Source organism: Moorena sp. SIO3B2 (genome assembly GCF_010692525.1).
GTDB classification, from domain to species: Bacteria; Cyanobacteriota; Cyanobacteriia; order Cyanobacteriales; family Coleofasciculaceae; genus Moorena; species Moorena producens.
On the sequence record NZ_JAAHHE010000205.1, the window covers coordinates 1 to 11,647 of the forward strand.

The window sequence follows — 11,647 nt, forward strand, 5'->3', positions numbered from 1 at the left end:
ACGCTCCTGTGCATCTGGACTTGATCGCAGCCTATCAGTTGTACAGCATGGGGCTAGTGAAAAAGCAAGGCAATCAGGTCATGGCCAGTTGTAATTTATATCGACAGTATTTTAGAGACCACCTAGGAGAACTGCTATGAGTACAGGAGCCTATCAGGTTGGGGGATGCCTACCACCCGATGCTAGTACTTATGTGGTGCGTACCGCTGACGGGGAACTTTATCAGCAGTTGCTGGCTGGAGAGTTTTGCTATGTCTTGAATTCCCGCCAAATGGGGAAGTCTTCCCTGAGAGTGCGAACCATGAAACGGCTGCAAAACCACGGGGTGGCTTGTGCATCCATTGATATTACGGAATTAGGAACCCAACAGGTTACCCCAGAGAAATGGTATGGCGGCTTAACCAAAACTCTGATTAACCGATTCGGTCTACAGGAGAAATTATCATTTCGCAGCTGGCTCAATGAGCACAAAGATATTCCCCCAGTACAGCTTTTTCGGGAGTTTATCGAAGAGGTATTACTGATCCAAATTGCCGAACGGATTGTTATTTTTATTGATGAAATTGATAGCGTTCTGCAACTGGCGTTTAAAGATGACTTCTTTGCCCTAATTCGAGCCTGTTATAACAAACGGGCGGAAAATTCTGCCTATAATCGCATCAGTTTTGTGCTGTTGGGGGTGGCGACACCAGGGGATTTAATAGCAGATAAAGACCGCACCCCCTTTAATATTGGACGAGCAGTTGAGTTACATGGCTTTCAACTCCATGAAGTTGAGCCGTTAGTCAAGGGATTGGAGGGAAACGTCAGTAACCCCCAAGCTGTTATCGAGGAGATAGTAACGTGGACAGGAGGACAACCGTTTCTTACTCAAAAGCTCTGTCAGTTGGTGGTTAGTTCTGGGTGTTGGGATCCCCCCCAATCCTTCACAAGTTTGGATCCCCCCCAATCCTTCACAAGTTTGGATCCCCCCCAACCCCCCTTAATAAGGGGGGAGAATAAATCGATTGAGAAGCCCTTAACAAGTTTGGATCCCCCCCAACCCCCCTTAATAAGGGGGGAGAAGGAGAGGGAGAAGGAATGGATTGAGAGGTTGGTGCGATCGCATTTTATCGACAACTGGGAAGCTACCGATCAACCGGAACACTTGAAGACCATACGCGATCGCATTCTTTGTAATGAGCAACGGGCTGCCTATTTGTTGGAATTGTATCAGCAGGTGTGGCAGCAGGGGGAAGTTGTTGCTAATAACAGTTTTGAGGAGGGGAAGTTACAGTTATCTGGGTTAGTGGTCAAGCACAGACTTGGAACCTCTCCAGTGCTTAAAGTGTATAACCCGATCTACCGTGAAGTCTTTAATCAGGACTGGATTAAGCAAGAATTAGCCCAGTTACGTCCCTATTCGGAAGCCTTTAGGGCTTGGGTGGCGTCAGATTGTCAGGATCAGTCACTATTGTTGCGGGGTAAAACTCTAAAGAATGCTCAAGCTTGGGCAAAGGGTAAGAATTTAAGTTATTTAGATCAGCAGTTTCTGGCAGCAAGTGAGAAAAAGCAGATAGAGGAGCAAATTGCTCAAAAAGAGCGATTTGCAGCATTAGAGAGAGAGAGGAAAGATAGGGAAGCTGCCCAGAAGAGAAATCTGGTACTAACTGAGGCGAATCGGAAAGCCAAAGGGCAGATGCGGTTCGGATTAGGTGTCTTAATTTTAGCGTTATTGGGAGCTGGTATTTCTGGAATACTAACAGTAATTCTATTGGTAAACGCGAATCGCCAGGTTGATTCTGCCAAGATAGAACTTAACCAGGTAAAGCAAGAATTTCAAAATGTATCGCAGCTCTCTGAACTTGCTGTAAAACTTTACAAAGCCAATAAGCGCTCTAAGGCAAAAAGAGCCAGAAAACAAGCAGCTCTCTCCTTTGAGATTCAAGACTATGAACTAAAACAAGCCATGCTGCTGACCAATATTGCTATTGCCTATCAGCAACTTGAACAGTTTGATCAGGCAAATAAGGCAGTTTCAGAAAGTTTGGAAATATTAGCCAATGCAGATAATAGAAAGTCTCTAGATCACTCAATTATTCTTGCCCAAGCTCTAATGAGCAAAGCTCGTTTGATGACAGCTCAAGGAGATACTCAAGGAGCCTTGTATGCTTACGGTAAGGCTTTTGATACTATCCAATCCTTAGGTAGGGATTTAAGCAGCATAAATCCAGCTATAAAAGTTAATTTTATAGAGATTGTAGAGAGTGTTTATCAGGAGTTTATTGGGTCACTTTTGGATTCTGAGGAAACTGGTTCTAACCAGCACACTCTTAGAAAAGTTCGTCAGGTTATTGAATCGCTCCATTTGACTCAACTCAATAACTTCCGTGAGATAGTTCCTTTGAATCCTAATCTAATCGAAATTGACCAAATTGATTCCCAAGCAGCAGTAATCTATCCTATTATTTTGGATAATCGATTGGAAGTAATTCTTCACTTGCCCGGTCAACCCTTGCACCGCTACTCAACACCTTTATCTGCAGAAGAAGTTGAGGAAACGCTTAGCAGTTTTAAAGAGGCAGTGCGAATCATGCATAGACGTTTATGGCGTAGATTCTCCCCAAAAATTTACGAATTGCTGATTAAACCAGCAGAAACTAAGTTAGCTAAAAGCAACATCAAGACTATCGTATTTGTGCCCAATAGTAGGCTAGGAAATATTCCCATGGCAGCTCTCCACGATGGTGAGCAGTATTTATTAGAAAAATATGCTATTGCTGTCACCCCCGCTTTACAGATACTAAAGCCTCAGCCCCAGAAACAAAAACCTTTAAAAGCTTTGATTGCTGGAGTTTCTGAATCCCGCCAAGGCTATCCAGCATTACCCTTTGTTGAGGTGGAGATGGAAAAAATTAGCTCAATGATACCAAGTTCAGTCCTACTCAATCAGAGCTTCACTAGTAAAGCCCTGGAAAACGCACTTAACTCCTCTTCCTTCCCTGTAGTTCACTTGGCAACCAATGGAGAGTTTTCTTCAGAAGATACATTTATATTGGCTTGGGACAAAAAAATTACAGCCAAGGACTTTGAGGAGTTACTGGGTTCAAGAGAACAGGAAAAATTTGACCCGATTGAATTACTCGTGCTCAGTAGTTGTGAAGGTGCTCAAGGGAATAATCAAAAACCTTTTGGATTAGCCGGATTAGCCCTAAGGTCTAGATTCCGCAGTATTCTGGGCGCTCTGTGGTTTATTGACGACGAATCAACTGCTGTGTTTATGAATCAGTTTTACAAAGAATTCACTCAACGGAACGTTACCAAAGCTGAAGCCCTGCGCCGTGCTCAGTTAAGTGTTTTGAAAGACCCTAACTACCAGCATCCCTATTACTGGGCACCCTTTGTTCTAATCGGTGAATGGCGGTAAGGGACTATGACGTAGCGCGAACAGCCATCAGCCGTCAGCCGTCAGCCATCAGCTAAAAGCTCACGCTACTTGAAAAGTCGCAAACCGCTAGAAGATCTTATTAAATTAAAAAACTAGAATTTCATGAAAACATTTACTGCAATTGTTGAAAGAGATTTAGATACCAATCTCTACGTTGGTTATATTCCAGGATTTAAAGGAGCACATTCTCAGGGAGAAACCTTAGACGAGTTAAAGGAAAATTTGCGAGAAGTAATGGAAATGCTGCTAGAAGATGAGAATTTAACCTTTGAAACAGAATTTGTCGGTACAAAACAAATTGTGGTCTGATAGTTACAGCGTTTTTCATAACTATTAGGTGCGCTTGACCCATTAAGAATTAAATTCGCCACGGGTCGCACCTGAGGTACACAGAATTTTTTCACTCTTGCCTCTTGCCTCTTGCCTCTTGCCTCTTGCCTCTTGCCTCTTCCCTGCTCCCTAAAACGTAGAAATTTGTACCTCACCGAATTGAAAACCGCTGTAAGTACCAATAACTAGAATAGAAGAAACTCTGTTGTGCGGGAAGCAACTAAATCATGACATTCGCCACCACAGCTGTTGAAACTAATCCGATTGTGCTGAGGATGCCCCCGGCACTGGAGATGGATGATGACCAATTTTTTGAATTTTGTCAGGTTAACCGAGAATTACGTATTGAGCGGACATCAGAGGGAGAAATAATTGTTATGCCCCCAACAGGAGGTGAAACCGGAAAACGTAATCTAAGTATAGGTGGTCAGTTGTGGACTTGGGTGGAACAGGACGGTACAGGAGTAGGTTTTGACTCATCCACTGGTTTCAAACTTCCCAATGGTGCAGAACGTTCCCCTGATGCCTCTTGGGTAAAGTTAGAAAGATGGGAAGCCCTAACACCTCAACAAAGGCAAAAATTTGCTCCCATATGCCCGGATTTTGTGATTGAATTGCGTTCCCCCACTGATAGGGTGAAAGATCTCAAGAACAAGATGGAGGAGTACAGGTCAAATGGCGCTAGCTTGGGGTGGTTGATTGACCCAAATAGTCGTCAGGTGTATATTTACCGTCCTGGGGTAGAAGTGGAACAGTTGGACAATCCGGCTACGGTCAAGGGTGATGAGTCGGTACTGCCTGGTTTCGTGCTGAAGCTGGATAAAATCTGGTAAGGGTAACGGATTAGCCTTGTCAACCCAAGCAGAGAAGCACAATCAGCCATCTGTGCTAGTTAATTGATGATCTTACTCAGGAATTTCCTCAATTCCAGAGAAAGGGTAATGATAAAACCGGATTGTAGAGCCCTGATGTCTTTGACTTCGAGCTCTTTTAGCGGTTCTAGAACCCAGTCACATTAAGTATGATCCACTGGATACTAACCACATTGCCTTGAGAGTCACAACAGACAGACACTGACATATCAACCGCTACAGGTTTACCTTGCCGTGGACACAATACCACTTGCCAGTCCTTGAGCTTTTGCAATTGCTGGAGCTGGTGGAGTTGGAGGTCGAACCGATTAGACTCAGCTTCACTGATAAAGCTCATCAGCGGTTTACCCACCAGATAATACTGCTGTACGTTCAGTAGACTAGCAGCTGCACTGTTTGCTTCTTGGATAATTCCTTGAGCATTGGTTACCAGGTAACCCTCCGGAGCCAATTCAAACAAATTATGGTAGTGTTGTTGCCGTGCTTGTAACACAGCGTAAGCCGCTTGCAAAGCCTCATACTTCTCGCTGAGTTCCTCAAAACCGGTAGAGAGTTCCTCTAGAGCAGCATAGAGCAGCTCCGGCTTTAGAGAGGATTGCTTAGGATCTAGTGATTCAATTTTGAGGCACTTTTGACCTGGAATCTGGTGCTTAGTAAAGTCAAAGCCTGGATTTGTGTTCAGTGAACTCAGAAGTGCTTTGAATACGGTATCGTCGTTTATATTCACTCGTATTTCTCCATCCACAGAGCAAGTCTAGGAACAATTGAGGCTGGACTACTCAATGGCCTTCTATTAAATCGTCCCCTAGGGTTCGCGAGTGTACTTGATGGTAGCAAATTTTTGTGGCAAAATCATGAAGCAAACGCCCATAATTGGCTTTTAAACCACGCTTGCTCCGCAATATCTTTGCTTTTATTGATTTTTCTGTTGTCTCTATGGATGGCTCAGATCGGCTTTCCTCAATTAAAGTCCACCTTAGGGATTTGAGTTAAGGGGTAGCCCACTTCTGAATTAAACCACAATTATAGAGTATAGCACAAAAAAATGCAAGCCTTAGCAACGGTAGACCATGAAGGCTTTACGCCCCTAGACTAAAGGGAATTTAGAATGAGAATTTACAATCAGAATTTTTTGAGGGCTGCGATCGCATGCAAGCTCACGGAGTGATCTGAATCTGCCACCAAGTCTTTGAGTAAGGGTATTGATTTAAATTGAGCTAATTGTCCTAGGGACATGGCTAGAGTTTGTTTGATTTGGTGATCTTCGGTAGCCACTTGCCCTGATTGACAAAAGTCGATCAAAATCTCAGCGGCTTTGGGTTTCAAATAGTCTGACTCTACCATCCCCAGGACGCTAATGATTTCCCGACAGACTGGTGTGGGTGCCTCCCTCAGCACTGCTTGTAACTGTTGTAGGGAATTGGTAGTAAACTCCCAACTGAAAGCACGGACAATCTCGATTTGTAAACTGATTGGTGTAGCTGGTGACTGGAGTGCCTTAACTAACGCTTGATGGGCTTCCAAGGTAGCTAAACGCCCGAGTGCGATCGCAGCTTGGTGGCAAACCTCCAAATTCAGGTCATAAAGCAATGGTTTAATCCGCTTGACTAGATCTAAATCTGGCAACAGAGTGCGTAGTAACCCTAGACCAATCACCGCTTCTTTCCTCACCGCTGCCACTTGATCGCTTATGGCATTCAGGAGAACTGGAGTAATTGAGGGTGAGCGAAAATTACTGAGGGTTTCAATAGCAGTAGCCCGTATTTCCGAGCTGGGGTCATTAACCACACTCAGCAATGGCTCAATCACTTCCGGACGGTGAATATGAGCCAGGGCTTGCACTGCCAATAATCTGGCCTCTGGGGATTCTGGGAAACGGCTTAAAGCCGCCACCGCTGAAGTCCCAATGTTTGCCAGTGCCTCAGAAGCCATATAGGCTAACTCTTCATCCTCACCATCCTTCAGCAATTTGACTAGCACCATCACCACTGCCGGGTCATCAAACTGACCTAAGATCCGACCAGCAAACCAACGGACTTCCAAATCTAGTGCTTCATCTTCTAGGATGCTGATCACCGGAGCAATAACGGCTTTCCCCAGTTTTGGTAGCACCTTTACTAAAGCCCATTTTTCTTGAAAATCCCCACTCTTGAGCACCTGTAATCCCAGACTCAAAGCTAGCTGGAACTCTTCATCACTTAACCGCTGCTGTGTCTGACCATTTTTCCCTAAGGACAACTGCTGAAGATGGTGAGTGAGTAATGAAAAATTTTCCTGCTGTCCAGCAAGACTTGCTTGTTTTAAAATGTTCAGCATTGTTTAATCGTTGCCTCACGGCAATAAAAAATTAACTGCATCAAATTCACTGCATTGGACTACTATCTCGATCACACAGGAGACTGATCCGACGAACAGCTGATTTTCCAGCGTTACTTAATAATGGAATGATTTTAAGAGTCAGGTGCGCGCCTCCAAGGCCGCGAGCAATCCCTCGCGGCCTTGGGTCGCACCTGTGGAATGGGCATCAGGCGTGGAACTGGCATCTTGCCAGTTTCAATATATGTGTGGAACTGGCATCTTGCCAGTTCCACACATATATGTTCGGGCGGGCAGGATGCCCACTCTACTCCTATTAATTCGAAGATTCAGCAACGCCGAATATCGGACTCTAATTTAAGCGTTCTCCAACCAAAGCCTAATTATCAAATCCAAAATGTATTAAATGCAATATTTTGATGCATAATATAAAATTTTATAAATTCTTTGTAACAAAAGCTACGATGTTTCCCGATTGTGAAACCTATCGTTATATCTCGATATGGACTATTGATCTAATCACATCGACTTAGTCAGTGTTAGTCAGTGGGAACCTTACACAGTTAGACATCTTGAAAATCCTGCCTGGTGGGAGGTTATCTCCACTGGGCATCTACCTTTAGGGGATGTCAAACTCTCAACCTCAATGACTCCAACCCAAAAGTGGGTTGAAGTAAGTATAGGGGGCTCGGTGCCAAGCTAACAGTTAAATCCCATCTAAATCCCATCTAAATCCCATCTAAATCCTAGGGAGTGATATATAGCAATGTCTTTACAAGTCGAACTATTAGAACAAAGCTTTGATAAGGTTAAGCCTCGCGCTACAGAATTTGTAGCCAGCTTCTACGAAAATCTATTCACCGATTATCCAGCCGCCCAGCCTCTGTTCGATACCACAGACATGGTTGCGCAAAAGAAAAAACTGCTGGCTTCCTTGGTACTGGTAGTGGAAAATCTACGCAAACCAGATACCCTCAGTTCAGCCCTCAAAGGGCTAGGAGCAAGACATGTTCAGTATGGAGCGCTGCCAGAACATTATCCATTAGTGGGCAATAGCCTCCTAAAAACCTTTGAGCAATACTTGGGGGCGGATTGGACACCAGAGGTCAAGCAAGCCTGGGTAGATGCCTACGGAGCCATTACCACCATCATGTTGGATGGTGCGGATTATTCCTCTGAAGAGGTAGAGTTAGATTCCCCAAAACCAGAGGCCACAAAACCCAGCCCCCAACAGTATGAGGTGCCGGAAACAAACATTAACTGGCCCTTAGTCGGTGGCGTGTTTGGGGCTGGTGGAATTGTCACCCTGATCCTGGCCATGCTGTTGTAAGCCATCCTGTTGTAAATAGTTAAAAATGGCAAGCAATCTGGGTAAGTTTTTTAAGCCTACTATTCTCCAATCCAAGGTAGTCATCATCGGTGTGATGGTGATCCTACTAACGTGGTTAAGCGCTGCCTTCGCTTTAGATCACCGCAGTGTCTTCCTTCCTGGCACTACCTCGGAGGGGCATGTTTTGTTTGAGGTCTCCTGTAACTCCTGTCATGAGGGGTTTAAACCGGTCACCAACGAAACCTGTATGCGCTGTCACGAAGCCGAAATGGCAGCAGATGCTCACGGATCTAAAAAGTTCCGTGACCCCCGTTGGGCTGAACTCTTAACCAAGATAGATGTACTAACCTGTACTGCTTGTCATAACGAACACGTCCATATGTTTGGGCGAGGAGTTCACCTCAAGCCAGACCTATGTATGGCTTGCCATGAGGGCATCATCACCGGTGACTTAGCCAGTCATACAGGATTTGCTCCGGATGGTTGCTGGACCGCAGGCTGTCATAACTTCCACGACCACCGCTCCATCTCGACAGGATTCCTGCGTCAGAATATCGATCAGTTGCCGATGTTGCCAGAACCTGTACTGTTGGAGCGCACAGTTACTGGGGAATTAGAAGAAGCGCCTACTCCCGATTTAGGTGAAGAATTCCTGGGGAGCGAGTCATGAAAAAACTGATTGTGATTATACTCGTCCTCATTGGGTTTGTATTCGTCAGCGGTATCCGAGGTAACACAAACACTGTTATTGATGTAGCCACTAATGGGGGTGTGCCCAAAGACGCCGCTGCATCCCTTTCCCAAGCGGAATTAGTTGAAATTAATCAGTTGTGGCAAGGCAGTGCTCATGCCTTAGCAGACGTTAACTGCTCTAGCTGTCACCAAGACTCTGACACTAAAGAATTAGTGGTTAAACCAACCCAGGAAAGTTGTCAAAGTTGCCATGAGGTAGCAGTTGAGACCTTTCTGTATGGTAAGCATGGCATTCGGATCTCAGAAGGACTATCTCCCTTGACACCAGCAATGGCTCATTTGCCGATGAAAGAGTCAGCGATGGACAAGCAAATGAACTGCAACAGCTGTCACAATGTCCATTCTGTAAATACCTGGCAAGCCTCTGTAGATTCCTGCTTGACCTGTCATAATGACACCCACTCCCTCAACTATCAAAACTCAAAGCATGCCGAACTATTGGCCGACCAAGGTACGTTACCCAGACCTAATGGTGAATCGGTCACCTGTGCTAGCTGTCATCTACCTCGTCAGCAGCTGGAAAACACAGAAAACACAATTGTCGTTAATCACAACAATACCTTTACTCTTAAACCACGCGATCGCATGGTTAAGGAAGTTTGTATGAACTGCCACAGCGTCGAGTATAGCTATAACAGCATCTTCGACGATGAGCTAGTAGAGGAAAACTTTGCTCGACCTCCTAGCCTTCAGCTAGAAACCTTTGATCTAGTTCGTGCATTTGAGAAGAAACGGTCGAGTAACGCTGAACAGTAGTAAAAGCTACTAATTAACGCTACTAATTAACGCTACTAGTAGTAAAAGCTACTAATTAAAGCTACTAGCTAACGCTAATCATTCCTAGCCCTAGTCATAGCTACGTCATAGCCACGTCATACCAATTAAATACAAGGAGAGGAAACACGAAATCATGGCAATCAATACATTGCTACATCGCATGAAAACCAAAGCTGTGGGCTTAATTGCCTTAGGTTTAGCGATTTGCGTCACTGTTGTAGCTTGTGGCGGCGGTTCCAGTCAGCAAGCTGGAGGTGTTGCTCCGGAATTAGTTGTGGATTATATCCATACTGTACTGTTAGCAGACCGCACCGCTTACACCAAGCACGTTATTAACCGCTTAAAGAAATTAGAAGGCAAAGACAAGCCAAAGGGAGTAGTTGATGCTGAAGCCACTGAAGGTTGGCAACAAACTGGTGGTATTCCCCTACCAGCTCAAATGTTCCGTCTAGGAGCAGAGATTGCTTCTGATAACGGAGAGTTTACCTACGGCTTAATTTCCCCTTGGAACATCAACGATAACCAAGCGCCAAAATCTGAATTTGAAAAGAAAGCAATGGCAGAAGTGGTTGAAACTGGTGAGCCTTACAAAGACTATCAAGAAATTGCTGGTACAACCTATTTTTCTGCCGTCTACCCTGATAAAGCCGTCGCTGAAGCCTGTGTCACTTGCCACAACACCCATCCTGTACACAAAGAGCGCTATCCTGACAAAGTCTTCGAGATGGGCGAAGTCATGGGTGGCGTCATCATTAATCTGCCTCTAAAAGGCACCTAATTTTTAGGGGAAATGTGTCAGCAATCAGCTATCAGCAATCAGCTATCAGCAATCAGCAATCAGCTATCAGCTATCAGCTATCAGCTATCAGCTATCAGCTATCAGCTATTAGCTATCAGCTTATGCCCACGCTACTTGAGGTGCTATCAACTATCACCCAAAGACTGACTGCTGACTGCTGACTGCTGACTGCTGACTGCTAACTGCTAACTGCTGACTGCTGACTGCTGACTGCTAACTGCTGATTGCTGACTGCTAACTGCTGACTGCTGACTGCTTAAAAAATAGGTTTAACCGAAAAGCCACTATGTTATGAAGCCCAAATTTTCTACCTTAATCATCCTCACCTTCATCTGTGTGGTAATTCTGACTCCCTTTGCCCTCAGTTCCCTTTATCTACCGATGCTGCGGGACAATTATTTTAAATGGTATCAGCTTTTACAAGGGGAACTTTATAAGCAAATTACCGGCTATCTATCCCTAGCCTTTGTATTGTTTGAGATGGTACTAACAGCTAGAAAGCGTAGTCGTGGCTGGATGATTAAGTTGACTATTCCTGGTTCTATGCAGCTGTGGCGCAGTTTACATATCTTTTTGGGAGTCGCACTTTTAGGGACAACATTAATTCATACCATTGGGGCGACGGGTAAGAATTTTAATTCTATATTCCTGTGGGTATTTTTTGGTGTAACCCTATCGGCTCTAGTCGGTGTTGTGGCGGAAACCGGGGTGTTAGAATCTCCTAGAAAATATTTTGGTTGGGTGCCAGCAAAGGATGGCATTGGCAGCATGCTACCGGGTATATCTAAAGGCCCCCTAATTCGTAATCTACGCTCTATCTGGCTATCCACCCATATCTTCCTAGTCAGTGTATTCTTTGTGATGCTAGGATTTCACATATTTATCGCCTATTACTATCAATGAATAGGGAACAGGGAATCGGGAATCGGGAATCGGGAATCGGGAATCGGGAATCGGGAATCGGGAATCGGGAATCGGGAATCGGGAATCGGGAATCGGGAATCGGGAATCGGGAATCGGGAATCGGGAATCGGGAATCGGGA

12 protein-coding genes are annotated in these 11,647 nt (G+C 44.9%); 10 read left to right on the forward strand and 2 right to left on the reverse strand.

Going from position 1 to position 11,647, the window contains the following annotated elements:
* Positions 1-8: 8 nt before the first annotated feature.
* From F6K38_RS27680 to F6K38_RS27695, 4 genes are all read left to right on the forward strand, one after another.
* Positions 9-140 carry an AAA-like domain-containing protein gene (locus F6K38_RS27680; RefSeq protein ID WP_287358289.1) on the forward strand — a complete coding sequence of 44 codons (132 nt, stop codon included), beginning with the start codon at positions 9-11 and terminating at the stop codon, positions 138-140.
* A complete protein-coding gene (locus F6K38_RS27685; RefSeq protein WP_287358281.1) occupies positions 137-3,406 on the forward strand; it encodes a CHAT domain-containing protein in 3,270 nt (1,089 codons plus the stop codon). The genes F6K38_RS27680 and F6K38_RS27685 overlap by 4 nt, the downstream gene beginning before the upstream one ends.
* Before the next feature lie 123 nt (positions 3,407-3,529).
* On the forward strand, positions 3,530-3,736 hold the full coding sequence (locus F6K38_RS27690) for a type II toxin-antitoxin system HicB family antitoxin (RefSeq protein ID WP_008189365.1): 207 nt from the start codon (positions 3,530-3,532) through the stop codon (positions 3,734-3,736).
* Positions 3,737-3,984: 248 nt separating this feature from the next.
* Positions 3,985-4,590 (forward strand): Uma2 family endonuclease, encoded by a 606-nt coding sequence (locus tag F6K38_RS27695; protein ID WP_008189366.1) that lies wholly within the window; start codon positions 3,985-3,987, stop codon positions 4,588-4,590.
* Between the two features lie 166 nt (positions 4,591-4,756).
* Here F6K38_RS27695 and F6K38_RS27700 read toward each other — a convergent pair whose 3' ends face one another.
* Positions 4,757-5,356, reverse strand: coding sequence for a PAS domain-containing protein (locus tag F6K38_RS27700; RefSeq protein ID WP_287358283.1), 600 nt, complete (start codon positions 5,354-5,356; stop codon positions 4,757-4,759).
* Positions 5,357-5,751: 395 nt separating this feature from the next.
* A complete protein-coding gene (locus F6K38_RS27705) occupies positions 5,752-6,945 on the reverse strand; it encodes a HEAT repeat domain-containing protein (protein WP_008189368.1) in 1,194 nt (397 codons plus the stop codon).
* Between the two features lie 766 nt (positions 6,946-7,711).
* Between F6K38_RS27705 and F6K38_RS27710 the strand changes: the two genes are divergently transcribed.
* The 6 genes from F6K38_RS27710 to F6K38_RS27735 all read left to right on the forward strand — a co-directional run bounded on the left by F6K38_RS27710 (position 7,712) and on the right by F6K38_RS27735 (position 11,507).
* Positions 7,712-8,275 carry a globin family protein gene (locus tag F6K38_RS27710; protein WP_008189369.1) on the forward strand — a complete coding sequence of 188 codons (564 nt, stop codon included), beginning with the start codon at positions 7,712-7,714 and terminating at the stop codon, positions 8,273-8,275.
* Between the two features lie 25 nt (positions 8,276-8,300).
* Positions 8,301-8,945 carry a cytochrome c3 family protein gene (locus F6K38_RS27715; protein ID WP_008189370.1) on the forward strand — a complete coding sequence of 215 codons (645 nt, stop codon included), beginning with the start codon at positions 8,301-8,303 and terminating at the stop codon, positions 8,943-8,945.
* Positions 8,942-9,784, forward strand: a complete 843-nt coding sequence (locus tag F6K38_RS27720) for a cytochrome c3 family protein (protein WP_008189372.1) — start codon at positions 8,942-8,944, stop codon at positions 9,782-9,784. Before F6K38_RS27715 ends, F6K38_RS27720 begins: the two co-directional genes overlap by 4 nt.
* Positions 9,785-9,938: 154 nt before the next feature.
* Positions 9,939-10,583, forward strand: coding sequence for a Tll0287-like domain-containing protein (locus F6K38_RS27725; RefSeq protein ID WP_008189374.1), 645 nt, complete (start codon positions 9,939-9,941; stop codon positions 10,581-10,583).
* A gap of 14 nt (positions 10,584-10,597) precedes the next feature.
* Positions 10,598-10,765 (forward strand): hypothetical protein, encoded by a 168-nt coding sequence (locus F6K38_RS27730; protein WP_287358286.1) that lies wholly within the window; start codon positions 10,598-10,600, stop codon positions 10,763-10,765.
* Between the two features lie 130 nt (positions 10,766-10,895).
* On the forward strand, positions 10,896-11,507 hold the full coding sequence (locus F6K38_RS27735; RefSeq protein ID WP_287250514.1) for a hypothetical protein: 612 nt from the start codon (positions 10,896-10,898) through the stop codon (positions 11,505-11,507).
* The last annotated feature ends 140 nt before the right edge of the window (positions 11,508-11,647 follow it).